Below are 16,725 nucleotides of genomic sequence, written 5' to 3'. Positions count from 1 at the left end.
CGGAGGACGCGGGAGCGGTCAGCTGAGTGTGGTCGCGGGAGCGGGGGCGGCCGGGGTTGAGTAGGGACCTGGTGGTTCCTGAGTACCCGTACTCATCCCCGGCGGCCGGGCGCGATCAAGACTGACGGGCATGAGAAGACTTCCTGTCCTGGTCATTGCCGCGGTCGGTGCCCTGACGCTCGCGGCTTGTGGTGCGCAGAGTGGTGAGGGGGCGCGTACGGACGCACGGGCCGAAGCGGCTTCGCAGCAGAAGTCCGGGGACAAGTCCCCGGCATCGGCGGCCGGTGCCTCGAAGCAGGAGGTGCTCGACGCGTTCACGATCCCCGAGGCGCTGCTCGGCATCGAGAAGGAGTGCGGGGGCGGCAAGGAACTGGACGAGTACCTCAAGGCCGTCGAGGAACTGAAGAAGCTGCCGGAGGACGCGGGGGCGATGCCCACGGCGGGCACCGGCGACGACGGGCAGGCGACGGGGGAGCCGGTGCCGGCGGACGGCCAGGCGAACGACGGCCCGCCCGACCCGCAGGACTTCGACCCCCCGTACACGGGCCCGCTGGAGGAGGGGAAGCCGGAGTCCGACCGGCGCGACACGTGTGTCTTCGACCGGCACACCCAGCGCGTCACCAAGGCGCTGGGCTCCCGCGCGAGCCTGACCCCGGACGACGTGTCGGCCGTCCTGAAGGACCTGGGCTATCCGGCGAAGCGCATCGTCGGCCCGGCCCGTGAGAACGGCGCGGTCCAGTTCACGCTGGACCTGAGCCTGCCGTTCGGCCCGCGCTGCCTGTCGATGGGGGCCGCGGACGGCAAGGTGGCGGCGGTCCCGCACCACGAGCAGGTTTTCGCGAACGACGACCGCGAGGACTCCGAGCAGTGCGTCCAGCAGGAGGCCGTCCCCGCGGGCTAACCCCCTGCCGGCTCCAGGTCCCACACCCATACCCCGCCCACGAACTCCGGCTGCTGCCCGCCGAGCAGCCGGGTCACGGTCTCCCGCAGCGCGTCCTGATGGTGCTGCGGGGCGAGGACGAGAGCACCCGCCTTCCAGTACGCGAGGTCCCTGCGCGCCTGCTCCTGCCAGGCCTCCCCCAGCGCGGGGACCTCACCGGTGCCGCGCACCTCCGCGAGGAGGTTCGAGGTGTGGCGGGGGACCGCGCCGTAGATGCCCTTGCGCTCGGGCCCCCACGGGCCGTTGAAGTAGCCGCCGGGCAGCTTGAAGCCGAGGTCGGCGGCCGTCTGCCAGTGCAGCGGCTCGGCCACCCCGGGGTCGGGGAGCGGCACCGGGACGAGGGTCTCGCCCGAGGCCTCGTCCACGTATGCCTCGTACATGCCCTCGGTGACGAAGGCGGGCACCGGGATCCGGTCCACGGCCTTCAGGGGCAGCGGCACGATCGGGATCAGCGCGGCCGCGACCGCCACACCGCCCCACAGCCGGTGGGCGGGCCGGGCCGTGCGCAGCCGGGTCAGGGCCAGGGCGATCAGCAGGCCGAGCACCGGCGCGCAGATCATCGCGAGCCGCGACTCGATCACCGCCGAGAACAGCGGCTGGTGGGCCAGCGCCCGCCACGGGCCCGTGACGGTGATGGCCGTGCCGGGGATCTCGAAGCGCGAGCCGAGGGAGAGCAGCGCGGCCGCGAAGCCCGTGAAGGCCAGCGCCTTGACGAGCGCCCGGTCCCACAGGCGGACGACGATGCCCACCGCGAGCGCGAGCAGCGGCCAGCCGTAGAAGGCGTTCTGCTCGGTGATGTTCATCGCCAGAGACTGCGAGTTCGCGCGGTCCCCGGCCAGCGAGCGCTCGGCGAACGAGACCAGGGCGAGCGGGCTGTTGGCGGTGTTCGGACCGTGCAGCACGTCCGAGTAGCTCTGCGGCCCGAAGAACTGCCACCACAGCGGGAACGCCACGATCGGCACGCAGACCGCGGCCGCGATCCCGAGCCCGCGGAGGACCGGACGCCAGGCGTCGGCGAAGACATCCTTGCGGACCACGGAGTAGCCCGCCGCGAACAGCAGCAGCCCCATCGCCGCGAGCAGCAGCGGCTCCTCGCCGAGGAAGATCTGGTACGCGGCGAACAGGCCGAGCACCACTCCGTCCCGTACGACCCGGTCACCGGTCACCAGCCGCAGCGCGCGGTCGATGATCAGCGGGAGCATGAACAGGACGATGAAGTTGGGGTGCGCGTTCGCGTGGCTGATCATCGGCGGCGCGAAGGCCGCGAGCGCCGCGCCGACCGCGGCCGGGACGCGCTCGCGGGTGACATGGCGGCGGATCAGCCAGTACCAGGCGTACGCGGTCGCGGCGAGCCCGAGCGTCATCACCAGTTGCAGGGACAGCGCGGGGCCGAAGAGCGCGGTGACGGGCGTGAACGGGACGGACAGCCCCAGCATCACCGTGTTCGCCATCAGGTTCACGCCGTCCGGGAAGCCCTGGAGGTCCGTGAACAGCGGGTTCTGGAGATGCAGGACGTTGTGCGCGGTGACGTCGAAGAACCACTCCCACTGGTTCTGGTCCTGCAACGAGTCCGGTATGTAGCGGCCGTCGGGGTCGCTCCAGCGGTTCTTGTAGAGCAGGAAGGACGCGAGCACGAACAGGCCGGCGACGGCGAGCGAACCGCGGTCGAGCGCGCGGGCCTTGAGCACGGACAGCTCGCGCAGCACGGACAGGTAATCGCGGGCGCGTACCTTCGAGCCGTCCTGATGGGACCAGCGCACCGGGACCTCCGCCACGGGCAGACGATGACGACGGAAGAACTGGAGCACCTCGACGTCGATCGCCCAGCCGTCGAGCCGGGAGGCGGCGAAGGCGGCGCGGGCGCGCTCGCCGTCGAAGAGCTTGAAGCCGCATTGGGTGTCGCGTATGCCGGGCACCGCGAGCAGCCGGATCAGCAGGTTGCCGGCGCGGCCGAGGGTCTCGCGCACCGGATGCTGGTGCTTCTCGATGCGGGCGCCCGAGGCGGCCCGCGAGCCGATCGCGGCCGCGTGCCCGTCGGCGAGCGCCTTGTCCAGGCGCTCCAGTTCGCCGATCGGCGCGGCGAGGTCCGCGTCCGTGATCAGGACCCGCTCGCCGCGTGAGGCGAGCACCCCGCGGCGCAGGGCGTGCCCCTTGCCGTGGTTGGTGTCCCCGGGCAGGACGCGGATCCGCGGCTCGGCCACGGCGGCCTCGTGCGCTATCCGCCGGGTGCGGTCGCTCGACCCGTCGTCGACCACGATCAGCTCCCAGGTGCGGGTGTCACCGAGGTGCGCGGCGATCGCGTCCAGGGTGGGCCGCAGCCGCTCCTGCTCGTTGTACGCGGGGACGACGACCGTCAGCTCGATGGCCAACGGGACTCACCCCGCCAGCTTGTCGACGAGTTCGAGCGAGTGCCGGTTGTACGCGGTCACGATCGCGTACGCCGCGGACGCGTCCCGCCGGCCCACCGCGTCCACGAGCTCGGTGTGCCCGCTCCACAGGCGGCCCTCCAGGGAGCCCGCCGTGCGCAGCACGGGCACCGCGAAGGCCCAGGACTGGACGCGCAGGCGGTGCAGGAAGTCGGTGAGGTGCGTGTTGCCGAAGAGGGAGCTCAGCTCGCGCCAGAAGCGCAGGTCGTAGCCGATGAGCACGTTGAGGTCGCCGCCGGCGGCCGCCCGGGCCGCCTCCTCCGCACGCCGGCGCACCGAGACGAACGAGTCCTCGGGCCGCCCGCCCCCGCCGACGTCCTCGATCCCCTTGATCCCGCGCTCGGCGATCCCGCGGAAGATCGCCTCGGCGACGAGGGCGCGCGCCTCGACCATGCCGCGGTAGTCCTCCACGGTGTACTCGTGGACCTTGAAACCGCGGTGCTGCGCGCTGTCGAGCAGCCCTTGCGCGGAGAGGTCGACCAGGGCCTCGCGGACGGGCGTTGCGGAGACCCCGTACTGCTCGGCGATCTCCTTGACGGTGAACTCCTGCCCGGGTGCGAGACGCCCCGCGAGCACCTCGTCACGCAGCGCGTCCGCGATCTGCTGGCGCAGCGTGCTGCGGGTGACCGCGGTGCTGCCGGCGGTGCGCATCGTGGGCTTCCCTCCCCTGGCCTGACGCGGGTCGCGTCGGTGTGCTGCCGCGGCGCGCGGCCGGTGTCCGCATCGTGCCGCGGCGCACGGCCCGCGGTCCGCGTGGTGCTGCGGGCGCCCGGTCGTCGTCCGCGCCCTGCACCTTACGCGCCCGTGGCCGGACGCACCGCCCCCGAGCTCGTGCGAACTGCGGCTTTGCGGGTCCGCGCGGAACCGGCCGCCTTGGCCGTACGGGCCTTCGCGGGCGCCTTCGCACCGGCCTCCGCGCTCTCCGGGGCCGCTTCGGAGGCGCCTGACTCCTCGAGGGCGCGGGCGGTGAGGAACGCGTCCTCCAGGAGCGCCCGCACGTGCTCGCCGGCCGCCCGGTAGTAGATCCGGGTGCCCTCGCGCCGGGAGGTGACGAGCCCGGCGGTGCGCAGCCGGGCCAGGTGCTGCGAGACGGCGGCGACATGCGCTCCCGTCAGCTCGGCGAGCTGCCCGACCGGCCGCTCGCCCTGCGTCAGGGCCCACAGGATGGTGAACCGGGTCGGGTCGGCGGCGGCCTTGAGCACCGCCACGGCGCGGGTGACGTCGGGGTGGGGGCCGGGGTCCTGTTGTTGCGTGTCCACGCAAACAGGGTACGCGGAGTCGGCGCACGGGCCGTGCGCACGCCGGTGCGGTGTGTGGGCAGGCCGGACCGGCGGCCCGCAGCGCGGACCGTCGGCTCAGCTGAAGACGATCATGGAGCCCTGGCCGAGGCTCCGGGTGGCCGCCGCGTGCAGCCCCAGCCAGACATGCCGCTCGCGCGCGAACGGGCTGGCGTCGTACGGCGCCGGGGCCGCGGGCTCCTCCAGCTCGGTGGGGCCCGGCGGCGGCGCCGGCGCGGCCGGCGGGTTGGCCGGGTCGATCCCGAGCGCGGGAGCCACGAACTCCAGCTCCCTGAGCAGCGCCTGCGTGGAGCCCAGCGGACCGCCGGACTCCAGGAGCTCGTCGCTGACGAGCGGCACCTGGAAGTCCACCGGCACGTAGGCGCCCGCGTGGTCGTAGTGCCACACCAGATGCGACTGCTGCGCGGTCGCCTCGAACATCTCCAGCAACTGCTCGTAGTCCCCGCCGAGTTCGTCCACGGGTGTCACGGCGAGCCCGCACAGCTGGAGCAGATAGGCCCGCCGCAGGAAGTGCAGCGCGTCGTAGTCGAATCCGGCGACCGGGGCCACGTCACCGCTCAGACCCGGCATGTACGCGAACACCGGAACCGGTGGCAATCCCGCCTCGGACAGGACCTTGTCGTAGAGCGCGAGCTCTTCGGAGAAAGGGTTCTCGGGGCTGTGGCAGAGCACGTCGACGAGGGGGACCAACCACAGGTCACAGGCCAAGAGACGCTCCTCGGATCAGCGTTCGGGTCCGGGCAGCGTAGTCCTTGGGGCACTCCCTGTGCAGGGCTCCGGCCCAAGCTGTGGGGGATGCGGGCGCATGCGCCGGGCCCGCCCCCCTGTGGGTGGGGACGGGCCCGGGCCGACGGGTGTGCCGGGTCAGCTGCCTATGAAGAAGCCGCCGCCGCCCGTCGCCATCAGAATGATCACGAGCACGATGTCGACCACACCGAGCACGATCGCGGCGGTGGCCATCCCGCTCGAACCGTTCGCGCCGGCGTTCTTGCGCCCGACGAAACCGAAGATGATGGCCAGGGGGCCCAGGATGAAAGCGGCGACGATCAGGCCGACCACACCGCACGCCAGTCCCGCCACTGCAAAGCCGTTGGTGCCCGAACGTCCTCGTGCCGATGCGTACTGACCCGTCATGATTCCTCACTTGATTCCGGAGTTGTTCGGAACCTCCGAGTACCCCGGGCCGCCTCCCGCACGCACACCGCTTCTCCACAAGTCCCTCCCGTACAAGGGGACTTGACTGCTCCGGGGCGCCCGGCGCCCCTTCGGCGGGCCCTGCGCACCACTCAGCGGGCCTCCGGCGGGCGCTGGCGCGGCATGTTCGGGCGGGTCACCGGGGCGAGCGGGAAGCGGGTCGGGGCGGGGCCCTCCGAGCGCGGCCCCGCCGTGCCCGAGGACTGCATCAGGAGCGGCGCGTGCCCCGAGCGGAACTCGACCATCCAGTCCGCCGTCTCCGCCCGCACGAGCTCCGTCACGTCCTCCGAGAACCGCCGCAGCACCCCGAGACAGCGCTCGGCGGCCTCGCCGGCCGTCCCCTCGGTGGGCCCGAGCACCTCCCGTACGGACTCCGAGGCCCAGTCGAACTGGAGCGCCTGGAGCCGGCGCTGCACCGCCTGGGCCGTGGCCACATCCCTTATCCAGCCCGAGGTCAGGCCGAAGTACCGGTCGCAGCCGATGCAGGCGACCGCGAGCAGCAGCGCGAGGTAGCCCCAGGGCGCCGCCCCCGAGACCGCGGAGGTCAGGTCGAGCAGCGGCAGCCCCGCGCCCGCCACGAGCCCGAGCGCCGCCCCGGTCCGCAGCGCCCGCGCCCCGCGGCGCTTCCAGCCGCGGTCGGTCAGGTACCAGGCGGCCGTGGCGAGCGCCCCGTCCTCCACCCACCGGTAGAGCTCGTCGAGCCGCTCGGCCGGCTCGCCCCAGTCGCCGAGCGGAAACGGCCGTGCGGTGAGATCCTTCGCCCCCTCGCCCTGTGTGCGCGCGCCCTCGTCGTTCCCGCCCGGCGGCGGGGTCTCGGGCTGCATCCCCGGCTGGCTCACCCGGCACTCCCTTGTCGAGCAACGGCTCCCGGGGTGCGCGGTGGCCGGGGAGCCGGCCGCCACGACCCTGCGGCACCGATGCGTATTGGTACGGCTGGGACAGATGTGCAGGCATCTTCCTACCGCCCAATGGGTGGCCATGGAGCCGATCCGGCGGGTTTTCCGCCCGTACGTGGGTGTTCATCGGGTATAGGGCGCTCTCCCGTCACTCGAAAGAGTGCCGGGGCATGGCGTGCGGGGAGCACGTAGGCTCGTGCCAGACGGACAACGGGATCCGGACCGACCCGGACGGACCCGACGCATCCGGCGGACCAGACCGACCCGACGGACCAGACCCAGGAGCTGATCGTGATTCCCGGTGGTGGCCAGCCCAACATGCAGCAGCTGCTCCAGCAGGCCCAGAAGATGCAGCAGGACCTCGCCAAGGCGCAGGAGGAGCTCGCGCAGACCGAGGTCGACGGGCAGGCGGGCGGCGGCCTGGTGAAGGCCACCGTCACCGGCTCGGGCGAGCTGCGCGGCCTCGTGATCGACCCGAAGGCGGTGGACCCGGAGGACACCGAGACCCTCGCCGACCTGATCGTGGCGGCGGTCCAGGCCGCGAACGAGAACGCGCAGACGCTCCAGCAGCAGAAGCTCGGCCCGCTCGCGCAGGGCCTCGGCGGCGGCAGCGGCATCCCCGGACTGCCGTTCTAGGACGGCCCGCGGTGCGCCCGTCCAAGTGACAGTCGGCGACGGCCCTTCTGCGGGTCCGGCGCACCAACTACCGTACGTCTGAAGGAACCAGAGGAAGGCAGTCCGTTGTACGAAGGCGTGGTCCAGGACCTCATCGACGAGTTGGGCAGGCTGCCCGGCGTCGGTCCCAAGAGCGCGCAGCGGATCGCCTTCCACATCCTGCAGGCGGAGCCGACGGATGTGCGCCGGCTCGCGCACGCGCTCCTCGAGGTCAAGGACAAGGTCCGGTTCTGCAGCGTGTGCGGCAATGTCGCGCAGCAGGAGCAGTGCGGGATCTGCCGTGACCAGCGGCGCGACCCCGCGGTGATCTGCGTGGTCGAGGAGCCCAAGGACGTCGTGGCGATCGAGCGGACCCGCGAGTTCCGCGGCCGCTACCACGTCCTCGGCGGGGCGATCAGCCCCATCGAGGGCGTCGGCCCGGACGACCTGCGGATCCGCGAGCTGCTCGCGCGCCTCGCGGACGGCACGGTCACCGAGCTGATCCTCGCCACCGACCCCAACCTCGAGGGCGAGGCCACGGCCACGTATCTGGCCCGCATGATCAAGCCGATGGGCCTGAAGGTCACCCGCCTCGCGAGCGGCCTCCCGGTCGGCGGCGACCTCGAATATGCGGACGAGGTCACGCTGGGGCGGGCCTTCGAAGGAAGGCGGCTCCTGGATGTCTGACGGCCTCAGCGCTCTCGTCGGACGGAGTCCGGCGCAGCACCCCGCTGCCTGCGAAGCAGTGCGAGGGGTGCAGAAAGAGGGGTCGCGGACGAGGTCACGCTGGGGCGGGCCTTCGAGGGGAGGAGACTCCTCGATGTCTGAGAAGTCCGATGACGGTACGGCGCCTCGGCACGGCGCATCCATGGGAGGTCGAACCCGACATGTCCACTTCGGCTGACGCCACGCTGCACGCCAAGGCATCCGACCCGGACGACTTCGCGGTCCAGATCGCCGACCAGATCGAGTCGTTCATCGTCGCCGTGACCGAGGTCGCCAAGGGCGACGAGCCGGACTCGGCGGTCCCGTTCCTGCTCCTGGAGGTCTCGCAGCTGCTGCTCGCCGGCGGCCGCCTGGGCGCCCACGAGGACATCGTCCCCGACGAGCGCTACGAGCCGGATCTCGGCCCGGAGCCGGACGTGGACGAGCTGCGCGAGCGCCTGGCCGGCATGCTCGACCCGGTCGACGTCTACTCCGAGGTCTTCGACCCGTACGAGCCGCGCAAGGCCCCGGTGGCCTGCCGTATCTCCGACGACCTCGCCGACGTGATCACGGATCTGCGGCACGGCATGGCGCACTACCGCGCGGGCCGCACCACCGAGGCGCTGTGGTGGTGGCAGTTCTCGTACTTCTCCAACTGGGGCTCCACCGCATCCGCCTGCCTGCGCGCCCTGCAGTCCCTGGTCGCCCACGTCCGCCTCAACCAGCCCCTGGAGGAGCTGGACGGCCTGGACACCGACCAGGACCTCGGCGAGGACGCGCTCGCGGAGGAGGCGGGCAAGGTGATGGCCGAGGAGATCGCGGGCCCGCTGGGGCTGCGTCCCGTCAAGTGACCTTCGTCAAGTGACCTGCGGCGTACGGCCGGTGGGGGATCCCCTCACCGGCCGTACGCATGCCTGAGCGCCTACGGCCAGGGCGTCACCACATCACCGGCAGCCGCTCCGGCAGCCGCTTCATGAACCCCGTGCGCCACACCAACTGCTCCATCGGCACGGCCAGTCGAAGTTCCGGTGTGTGCTCGATCAGCGCCTCGATCGCGAGCTCCGCGTGCTTCTTGCCGAGCGCGGTCGCCGGGCAGTAGTGCTGGCCGCCGCCGAACGACAGGTGCTGCGCGTTGTTCGGCCGCTCCAGGTCCACCTTGCCGGGGTCGGCGAAGGCCTCGGGGTCGAAGTTGCCGCCCTCGGGCAGGACGAGGACGAGTTCCCCCTGCTTCACCAGGATCTCGCCGACCTGGATGTCCTCGGTGGCGAGCCGCGGCAGCCCGTCCGCGATCGAGAGGTTGATCCGGAGGAGCTCGTCCACGGCCGCGGGGATCTTCGAGCGGTCCGCGCGCAGCTCCGCCCACAGCTGTGGATGCTGGAAGAGCGAGACGACCGCCATGACCAGGAACCCGGCGGTGGAGATGACGCCCGCGCCGAACATCGTGACACCGACGGTCGCCAGCATCTCGTCCGTGAGGTGGGCGTACTCCGGGTCCTCGCGCAGCGCGGCGAGTTCGGCCATCAGGCCCGTGGTCGACGGGTCGTCCAGGCGCTCCACCATGTACGCCATGTCGCGGTCCCAGTTGAGCTTGGCGCCCGTGATGGGGCAGGCCGAGTTCATGAACGCGATGTGCAGGCTGCGCATCAGCTTGTCCGCGTCCGCGCGCGGGATGCCGAGGATGTGGCAGTGCATGCCGGAGGAGTACGGGTCGGTGAACTGCTCGCGCAGGTCCGCCGGGGCGCCCTCCGCCTTGAAGGCATCGATGAGTTCGGCGGCGTACGCGCGCATGAACTCCTGAAGCCCCGGCGCCTTCGGGTTGAGCGCCTTGAGCACCGCCTTGCGCAGCCCGGCACCGGTGATGTTGCCCATGTTGTTGACGACCTCGGGCGGGATCGTCAGCGCGTACTGCCGGGGCACGCCGGGCGCCGAGGTGTCCTTCAGGCTGAACCGCCGGTCCTCCAGGACCTGCTTGCACAGCGCGTACGAGGAGACCAGCCAGGCCTCGTCGCCGGCGATGGTGCGCACCCGGCGTATCGGGGTCTTCTCGCGCAACTCCTCCACTTGATGGGGGAGTTGGTCACCGCGCGCGGAGAACGGGAAGTCGATCAGGTCGTACGCCGGGGAGGCGAGGGCGGGCGCGGTCATCGGGCTTCTCCTTCGGCGGGCGTGACGATCGCGTGGCCCTGGTTGCGGGAGGCGCGCAGGCCGTGGCCGCGCGAGTAGAGCAGCTCGGCCATCGGCAGCAGCTGGTGGTAGCAGTTGAGCGAGGACGGGACGCCGAGGATGGCGGGCGTGTCCAGAAACAGCGGGGCCTCGGCGCACACGTAGCGCAGGCAGACCTCGCGCTGCTCCGCGGTGGCCTTGCCGCCGTCGAGCACCTTGTCGGACAGGAAGGTGTCCACGAGCGCGTCGCACGTCGTACGGAAATCGTCGTCGTGCGCGAGCCGGTCCTGGAGGTGGCGGTGGATCTCGCGGTACGCGGGGTTCTCCGTGAAGGAGGACATGGGCTGGGCGCGCAGGCGCTCGCCCTCGGGGTCGAGGGCGGCGACGGCGTTGTTCACCTTGGCCCGTACGCCGCGCAGGTTCTTCACGAACTTGCGGCGGGCGTCCTCCGGCGCATAGCCGAAGGCCTCGTACATCTCGGCCACGTGCAGGTCGGTATAGACGAAGTCGACCTGTCGGAAGAGGGCCAGGCCCCATAGCGCGAGGTCATGGATGCGCTGCGCGGAGAAATAGCTGTTGCCGGGGGAGACCCCGATGACGGCGTGGTCGCCGTCCTCGCAGATCACGCGGCAGTGCGCGGTGTAGGGGGCGACGTGGAATTTCTGGGTGAACGGCTGGGATTCGAGAACGGTCACAGCGGTCAACTGGACGAATTCCTTTGGCCGTTGCTATCCCCGATGGGGCCTTGTGCCCCTGGTGCGGCAACGGCGACGCACAGTCAACACCGGGCTACTGAGAGGCGTCAACGGATACTGACCGGCCACCCAGTCGGTCGGGCCGCTGCGGATTTCGTTGCGGACCTCTCCGCTGACGGAACCCCGTGCGCCCTTGTGAAGCAGGACACTTTCCGAGTGCCCCGCCCGGCCCGGGGCAGATGCCTGACCGAGCGGGCCGGGCGGCCCGGATGATCACGTCGTGAGCGGGACATCTCACGATGCGGCCGCACGAGGGCCCCGGCCGCCCGCTCGTTAAACTGAGCCGACCACCTATGGACTGAGCGAGGAGCGCACGTGAGCCTTGTCGTGCAGAAGTACGGAGGCTCCTCCGTAGCCGATGCCGAGGGCATCAAGCGCGTCGCCAAGCGGATCGTGGAAGCCAAGAGGAACGGCCACCAGGTCGTGGCCGTGGTTTCCGCGATGGGCGACACGACGGACGAGCTGATCGATCTCGCCGAGCAGGTATCCCCGATCCCTGCCGGGCGTGAGCTCGACATGCTGTTGACCGCCGGAGAGCGGATCTCCATGGCCCTGCTGGCCATGGCGATCAAAAACCTGGGCCACGAGGCCCAGTCGTTCACCGGCAGCCAGGCAGGTGTCATCACCGACTCGGTCCACAACAAAGCGCGCATCATCGATGTCACGCCGGGCCGCCTGCGCGCCTCCCTCGAAGAGGGCAACATCGCGATCGTCGCCGGGTTCCAGGGCGTCAGCCAGGACTCGAAGGACATCACCACGCTCGGCCGCGGCGGCTCCGACACCACCGCCGTCGCCCTCGCCGCCGCGCTCGACGCGGACGTCTGCGAGATCTACACGGACGTCGACGGTGTGTTCACCGCCGACCCGCGTGTGGTGAAGAAGGCGAAGAAGATCGACTGGATCTCCTTCGAGGACATGCTGGAGCTCGCCGCCTCCGGCTCCAAGGTGCTCCTGCACCGCTGCGTCGAGTACGCACGCCGATACAACATTCCGATCCACGTGCGCAGTTCGTTCTCCGGTCTTCCGGGTACGTGGGTCAGCAACGAGCCGCAAGGGGATCAGCAGGTGGAGCACGCGATCATCTCGGGCGTCGCGCACGACGTCTCCGAGGCCAAGGTCACCGTCGTCGGCGTCCCCGACAAGCCGGGCGAGGCCGCGCACATCTTCCGCGCGGTCGCCGAGGCCGAGATCAACATCGACATGATCGTGCAGAACGTGTCGGCCGCCTCGACCGGTCTCACCGACATCTCCTTCACGCTGCCGAAGGCCGAGGGCAAGAAGGCCACCGCGGCGCTCGAGAAGATCAAGGCCACGGTCGGCTACGAGTCGCTGCGCTACGACGACCAGATCGCCAAGATCTCCCTCGTCGGCGCCGGCATGAAGACCAACCCGGGCGTCACCGCGCAGTTCTTCGAGGCGCTCTCCGACGCGGGCGTCAACATCGAGCTGATCTCCACCTCGGAGATCCGCATCTCGGTGGTCACCCGCGCCGACGACGTCAACGAGGCCGTGCGCGCCGTGCACACCTCCTTCGGCCTGGACAGCGACTCCGACGAGGCCGTGGTCTACGGAGGCACCGGACGATGAACACCGCGAGGCACGGGGCCGCGCGCCCCGTGCGCGGAGGCCGGGCCCGATGAACCAGCCCCGGTCCGCCCCGACCCTCGCCGTGGTCGGGGCGACCGGCGCCGTCGGCACGGTCATGCTCCAGATCCTGTCCCAGCACGCGGACATCTGGGGCGAGATCCGTCTGATCGCCTCCTCGCGCTCGGCCGGCCGCAAGCTGACCGTGCGCGGTGAGGAGGTGGAGGTCCACGCCCTTGCGGAGGAAGCCTTCGAGGGCGTGGACATCGCGCTGTTCGACCTCCCCGACGAGATCGCCGCCCAGTGGGCGCCGATCGCCGCCGCCAAGGGCGCGGTGGTCGTGGACAATTCAGCCGCTTTCCGGATGGACCCGGACGTGCCGCTCGTGGTGCCCGAGGTCAATCCGCATGCCGTACGGGTCCGCCCGCGCGGCATCGTCGCCACCCCCAACTGCACCACCCTGTCGATGATCGTCGCGGTGGGCGCCCTGCACGCCGAGTTCGGGCTGCGGGAGCTGGTGGTCTCCTCGTACCAGGCCGTCAGCGGCGTCGGCATGGCCGGCGTCGAGGCGCTGCGCGAGCAGACGAAGTTGGTCGCGGGGACGGAACTGGGCACGGCACCGGGCGATGTGCGCCGGGCCGTGGGCGAGGCCACAGGGCCCTTCCCCGAGCCCATCGCGCTCAATGTGCTGCCCTGGGTGGGCTCGCCCGCGGACGACGGCTGGTCCTCCGAGGAGATGAAGATCCGGGGCGAGTCGCGCAAGATCCTGGACCGGCCCGACCTCAAGGTCAGCGCCACCTGCGTCCGCGTCCCGGTGGTCACCACGCACTCGCTCGCCGTGCACGCGCGGTTCGAGAACGAGATCACCGTGCAGCGCGCGTACGAGATCCTCTCGACCTCGCCCGGTGTGGTCGTCTTCGACAACCCCGCGGCCGGTGAGTTCCTCACGCCCGCCGACGTGGTGGGCACCGATCCGACCTGGGTCGGGCGGGTGCGCCGCGCCCTGGACGATCCCTGCGCGCTGGACTTCTTCGTGTGCGGGGACAACCTGCGCAAGGGCTCGGCGCTGAACACGGCGCAGATCGCGGAGCTCGTCGCGGCGGAATGGTCCGGCTGATTCCTTCCGTTTGCGGCCGGTTGGGCCGGTTGGGCCGGTTCGCCGGGCGGTCCGCTGCCCGAAATCTCCGTTTGCTTCGGTGAACCCGAAGGTTCACCCACGGGGTCCGTATGAGGCCGTAATGCCCGAATTCAGGGGCAGTTCGGCCCCCCTCCGGCCTCCTCGTGCCGCGTAACTTCTGTGTAAGTTGTGTGTGCGGCCCACAGGTCCAGTCCAGAGGGGGACGGGCAGCTCGGGGCGTCCGGATTTCCTCCCCGTCGAAGTGCAACCGAGCACACGGCGGGGAGCGTCTATGCGGTCGCCCGTTTCGAGCGCTGCAGCATTTGGGGCATAGGGGAAGAGCTGGTACGTATGACGGCATCTGACACCACGTCATGGGCGAAATCCGCCGCAAACGTGATGCCACACACGTACAACCCTGACGGGGGGAAGCGTGTCCAACAGGCGTGGCAGAGGTACTCGAGTTCTCCATGGCCCTTGCGGGCCCGCGGACGCAGCGGCGTCCCAGGCCGGCCGCGGCCGGCGCTCCACCGCGGAGCCGTGGCGACGACAGCGGCATGCCGGTGATCGCCCCCATGCCGGCAACGCGGCCTGCCCGCATACCCAGCCAGCGCGACGGCGCTGACACCGCCATGGCTGCGGGCACCGACGCCACCGCCGCGGGCACCACCGTCGACCACCTCACCGAGACGTACCGACAGCACTACCGCTCCCTGCTCGGGCTCGCGGCGCTGCTCCTGGACGACACGGCCTCCTGCGAGGATGTGGTCCAGGAGGCGTTCATCCGCGTGCACTCCGCGCGCAAGCGGGTGCGCGACCCCGAGAAGACCCTCGCGTATCTGCGCCAGACCGTGGTGAACCTGTCGCGCAGTGCGCTGCGCCGCCGCATCCTCGGCCTGAAGCTCCTGTCCAAGCCGATGCCGGACATGGCGAGCGCGGAGGAGGGGGCGTACGACCAGCTCGAACGGGACGCCCTCATCAAGGCGATGCGCGGGCTCCAGCGGCGCCAGCGCGAGGTTCTGGTGCTCCGCTACTTCGCGGACATGACCGAGGCGCAGGTCGCCGAGACGCTCGGCCTCTCGCTCGGCTCGGTCAAGGCCTACGGCTCCCGCGGGATCGCGGCACTGCGGATCGCCATGGAGGCGCCCGCATGAGCGAGTTCGGCGGCGATGGGCCGGGCGGCCACCCCGACGAGGGGCGGGACGCGCGCGGCCGGTACGGTCGGGGCGCCCCCGGCCACGAACACGGTCACGAGGAAGCGGGCCGCGGTCAGGACGCAGCGGCCCGGAGCCGCGACGGAGCAGGCCGCGGCCGCGACGGAGCCGGCACGTCCTGGGCGGGACGCGGCGGGCCCCGGGTGTCCTGGGCGGGACGCGAGCAGCGTGGCGGGTCCCGGGCGGGCCGCGGCCACGACGACGAGCAGCACGGACAGCATCAACAGCATGGTGGGTACGGAACGGTGAACGGCGCGAGCGGCCCCGAGTACGACCCGGACCGGCGAGGGCAGGAATCCGCGCAGTCGGGCCTGGACCCCGACGAACTCGCGCTGCGCCGCATGCTGCGCGGCGCCGTCGGCGGCCTGGAGCCCTCCGACGACGCGCTGGACCACCTGCGCCGCGCGGTGCCCGCCCGCCGCGCCCGCAAGCGGCAGGCCCTCGTGGGCATGGCGGCGGCGGCGCTGCTCGTCGGCACCGCCGTGCCGGCCGTGTTCCACGTCGCGACCTCGCCGGCCGCCGAGGACAACCTGACCAGTGCCGGCGACTCCTCCAACGCGCCGGGCGAGACGGGCACCGACCAGGGCCCCGGAGCCGAGGCCGGCGCCGGGCAGGAGCCCGGCGAGAAGGAGAAGGACAAGGAGAAGGAGCAGGAGAAGGAGGAACCCGGCACGGGCGACACCGCCTCCAGCGGCGCCACCGCCGGCACCAGCCCCACCGGCGAAGTCGTCGCCGACGCTCCCGTGTGCGACGCGTCGATGCTGGCCCAGCCCTCCTCCTCCACCGGCGCCGCGCACCCCGACGGCTCGGTCTACGGCTCCTTCCGCGTGGCCAACACCTCCACCGCCAACTGCACGGTCGGTGGCTCGGGCAGTGTCACCTTCGCGGCGCAGGGCGCAGCCGACACCTCCAAGATCAATGTCGTGGACCACACGGCGGGCGACCCGGCGGCCGGGCTGCCCGCGCCCTCCGCCGAGCCGGCCGCGGTCGTGCTCGCGCCCGGGCAGTCGTACGAGGTCCAGTTCGCCTGGGTGCCCTCGGAGTCCTGTCCGACCACGAACCCCTCGCCCGACCCCTCGCCCACCGAGAACAGCGGGGACGCGGGCGGCACCGGCGACACCGAGTCCGGCGTGCAGACCCAGCTCGCCTCCGGCGAGGGCGGCACGGCCGACGGCAGCGTGGCGATCACGCACACCGCCGACCCGGGGGCGCCCTCAGTCGAGGTGACGATCCCCAACGCGTGCGCGGGCACCATCTACCGGACCGAGGCGCTGCCGGCCTCCTAGGGAGCGCGCCGCCCGGTGCCGCTCCGTGAGGCGGTCGGACCTCCGGTCAGGTGGCCGGTACCGCTCCGTCAGGCGGTCAGTACCGCTCCGTCAGGTGATCGCGGCCGAACGGAGGCTCGTACGGCTCCGGCCAGAAGTCCGTGATCGCCGCGATACGGCCCGACGCGTCGGCCGTGAACAGGTTGACCGCATAGCTCTCCCTCAGGCCCTCCCTCATGAGGATCCAGCTGACCGCCTCGTCGCCCTCCGCGACGATGCGCAGCACCTGGGCGTGCCAGTCGCCCGGATACTCCTTGTTGAACTGCACATAGCGCTCCTTGCCGCGGATCCGCTCGCGCGACTGCGGCAACTCGTACACGACATCGTCCGCGAGCGTGCCGGCGAACGTCTCCCAGTCACGGGCCTCGGCCGCGGCCCAGTACGTCTCAACTGCCTTGCGCAGTGCGGTGGGTGAGGTCATGTCCGCAGTGTGCACGCCGCCACTGACAACGAC

Annotated in this window: 19 protein-coding genes; 9 read left to right on the top strand and 10 right to left on the bottom strand. The window is 71.5% G+C overall.

Features of this window, described 5'->3' with window-relative positions; all coding sequences use genetic code 11:
• Positions 1-130 precede the first annotated feature (130 nt).
• Positions 131-901, top strand: a complete 771-nt coding sequence (locus BLT97_RS20500) for a hypothetical protein (RefSeq protein ID WP_143041359.1) — start codon at positions 131-133, stop codon at positions 899-901.
• Here BLT97_RS20500 and BLT97_RS20495 read toward each other — a convergent pair.
• From BLT97_RS20495 to BLT97_RS20470, 6 genes are all read right to left on the bottom strand, one after another.
• A complete protein-coding gene (locus tag BLT97_RS20495; RefSeq protein ID WP_093612362.1) occupies positions 898-3,309 on the bottom strand; it encodes a dolichyl-phosphate beta-glucosyltransferase in 2,412 nt (803 codons plus the stop codon). The two genes, BLT97_RS20500 and BLT97_RS20495, sit on opposite strands and share 4 nt — an antisense overlap.
• A gap of 6 nt (positions 3,310-3,315) precedes the next feature.
• Positions 3,316-4,017 (bottom strand): GntR family transcriptional regulator, encoded by a 702-nt coding sequence (locus tag BLT97_RS20490; RefSeq protein ID WP_093612360.1) that lies wholly within the window; start codon positions 4,015-4,017, stop codon positions 3,316-3,318.
• 143 nt (positions 4,018-4,160) lie between these two features.
• Positions 4,161-4,625: an ArsR/SmtB family transcription factor gene (locus BLT97_RS20485; RefSeq protein WP_093612358.1), complete on the bottom strand. Its 465-nt coding sequence runs from the start codon at positions 4,623-4,625 to the stop codon at positions 4,161-4,163.
• A gap of 96 nt (positions 4,626-4,721) precedes the next feature.
• Positions 4,722-5,372, bottom strand: a complete 651-nt coding sequence (locus BLT97_RS20480; protein ID WP_093612356.1) for a hypothetical protein — start codon at positions 5,370-5,372, stop codon at positions 4,722-4,724.
• A 156-nt stretch (positions 5,373-5,528) separates the two neighbouring features.
• Complete coding sequence (locus tag BLT97_RS20475; RefSeq protein ID WP_093612354.1) at positions 5,529-5,798, bottom strand: DUF4190 domain-containing protein; 270 nt, start codon at positions 5,796-5,798, stop codon at positions 5,529-5,531.
• Between the two features lie 152 nt (positions 5,799-5,950).
• A complete protein-coding gene (locus BLT97_RS20470; protein ID WP_245769438.1) occupies positions 5,951-6,697 on the bottom strand; it encodes an SLATT domain-containing protein in 747 nt (248 codons plus the stop codon).
• Positions 6,698-7,045: 348 nt separating this feature from the next.
• On the opposite strand from BLT97_RS20470, the gene BLT97_RS20465 reads away from it, so the two are divergent.
• The 4 genes from BLT97_RS20465 (at position 7,046) to BLT97_RS20455 (ending at position 8,964) form a co-directional block, all read left to right on the top strand.
• Positions 7,046-7,390: a YbaB/EbfC family nucleoid-associated protein gene (locus BLT97_RS20465; RefSeq protein WP_093612350.1), complete on the top strand. Its 345-nt coding sequence runs from the start codon at positions 7,046-7,048 to the stop codon at positions 7,388-7,390.
• A 105-nt stretch (positions 7,391-7,495) separates the two neighbouring features.
• Positions 7,496-8,095: a recombination mediator RecR gene (recR, locus tag BLT97_RS20460; protein ID WP_093612348.1), complete on the top strand. Its 600-nt coding sequence runs from the start codon at positions 7,496-7,498 to the stop codon at positions 8,093-8,095.
• Between the two features lie 48 nt (positions 8,096-8,143).
• A complete protein-coding gene (locus BLT97_RS39125; RefSeq protein WP_425442745.1) occupies positions 8,144-8,236 on the top strand; it encodes a hypothetical protein in 93 nt (30 codons plus the stop codon).
• Between the two features lie 59 nt (positions 8,237-8,295).
• Positions 8,296-8,964, top strand: coding sequence for a DUF5063 domain-containing protein (locus tag BLT97_RS20455; protein WP_093612747.1), 669 nt, complete (start codon positions 8,296-8,298; stop codon positions 8,962-8,964).
• 85 nt (positions 8,965-9,049) lie between these two features.
• On the opposite strand, the gene BLT97_RS20450 is transcribed toward BLT97_RS20455, so the two are convergent.
• Together BLT97_RS20450 and BLT97_RS20445 are read right to left on the bottom strand one after the other, a co-directional pair.
• Entirely contained in the window at positions 9,050-10,258 is a 1,209-nt protein-coding gene (locus tag BLT97_RS20450; RefSeq protein WP_093612346.1) for a cytochrome P450, read from the bottom strand.
• The gene (locus BLT97_RS20445; protein WP_245769455.1) at positions 10,255-10,971 is read right to left on the bottom strand and encodes a cyclodityrosine synthase; all 717 of its coding nucleotides are present in this window, start codon (positions 10,969-10,971) and stop codon (positions 10,255-10,257) included. The genes BLT97_RS20450 and BLT97_RS20445 overlap by 4 nt, the downstream gene beginning before the upstream one ends.
• A 375-nt stretch (positions 10,972-11,346) precedes the next feature.
• On the opposite strand from BLT97_RS20445, the gene BLT97_RS20440 reads away from it, so the two are divergent.
• From BLT97_RS20440 to BLT97_RS20430, 3 genes are all read left to right on the top strand, one after another.
• A complete protein-coding gene (locus BLT97_RS20440) occupies positions 11,347-12,618 on the top strand; it encodes an aspartate kinase (RefSeq protein ID WP_093612342.1) in 1,272 nt (423 codons plus the stop codon).
• A gap of 49 nt (positions 12,619-12,667) precedes the next feature.
• Complete coding sequence (locus BLT97_RS20435; RefSeq protein ID WP_093612340.1) at positions 12,668-13,732, top strand: aspartate-semialdehyde dehydrogenase; 1,065 nt, start codon at positions 12,668-12,670, stop codon at positions 13,730-13,732.
• Positions 13,733-14,178: 446 nt separating this feature from the next.
• Positions 14,179-14,886: a SigE family RNA polymerase sigma factor gene (locus BLT97_RS20430; RefSeq protein ID WP_425442740.1), complete on the top strand. Its 708-nt coding sequence runs from the start codon at positions 14,179-14,181 to the stop codon at positions 14,884-14,886.
• Here the strand turns inward: BLT97_RS20430 and BLT97_RS20425 are convergent.
• Positions 14,832-15,176 carry a hypothetical protein gene (locus tag BLT97_RS20425; RefSeq protein WP_093612336.1) on the bottom strand — a complete coding sequence of 115 codons (345 nt, stop codon included), beginning with the start codon at positions 15,174-15,176 and terminating at the stop codon, positions 14,832-14,834. The genes BLT97_RS20430 and BLT97_RS20425 overlap by 55 nt on opposite strands.
• A gap of 15 nt (positions 15,177-15,191) precedes the next feature.
• On the opposite strand from BLT97_RS20425, the gene BLT97_RS20420 reads away from it, so the two are divergent.
• Entirely contained in the window at positions 15,192-16,232 is a 1,041-nt protein-coding gene (locus BLT97_RS20420) for a DUF4232 domain-containing protein (RefSeq protein ID WP_093612334.1), read from the top strand.
• A gap of 76 nt (positions 16,233-16,308) precedes the next feature.
• Here the strand turns inward: BLT97_RS20420 and BLT97_RS20415 are convergent, their stop codons facing one another.
• Positions 16,309-16,692, bottom strand: coding sequence for a nuclear transport factor 2 family protein (locus tag BLT97_RS20415; protein WP_093612332.1), 384 nt, complete (start codon positions 16,690-16,692; stop codon positions 16,309-16,311).
• Between the last annotated feature and the right edge of the window lie 33 nt (positions 16,693-16,725).

It is taken from the genome of Streptomyces indicus (assembly GCF_900100315.1).
GTDB lineage: Bacteria > Actinomycetota > Actinomycetes > Streptomycetales > Streptomycetaceae > Streptomyces > Streptomyces indicus.
The sequence above is the reverse complement of the archived record's forward strand: the minus strand, read 5'-3'. Positions and strand labels throughout refer to the sequence as shown.

Coding starts and splice junctions, on each gene's coding strand:
- BLT97_RS20435 (WP_093612340.1), top strand. CDS start 12,668: ATGAACCAGCCCCGGTCCGCCCCGACCCTCGCCGTGGTCGGGGCGACC.
- BLT97_RS20425 (WP_093612336.1), bottom strand. CDS start 15,176: ATGCTGTTGATGCTGTCCGTGCTGCTCGTCGTCGTGGCCGCGGCCCGC.
- BLT97_RS20500 (WP_143041359.1), top strand. CDS start 131: ATGAGAAGACTTCCTGTCCTGGTCATTGCCGCGGTCGGTGCCCTGACG.
- BLT97_RS20455 (WP_093612747.1), top strand. CDS start 8,296: ATGTCCACTTCGGCTGACGCCACGCTGCACGCCAAGGCATCCGACCCG.
- BLT97_RS20475 (WP_093612354.1), bottom strand. CDS start 5,798: ATGACGGGTCAGTACGCATCGGCACGAGGACGTTCGGGCACCAACGGC.
- BLT97_RS20490 (WP_093612360.1), bottom strand. CDS start 4,017: ATGCGCACCGCCGGCAGCACCGCGGTCACCCGCAGCACGCTGCGCCAG.
- BLT97_RS20450 (WP_093612346.1), bottom strand. CDS start 10,258: ATGACCGCGCCCGCCCTCGCCTCCCCGGCGTACGACCTGATCGACTTC.
- BLT97_RS20415 (WP_093612332.1), bottom strand. CDS start 16,692: ATGACCTCACCCACCGCACTGCGCAAGGCAGTTGAGACGTACTGGGCC.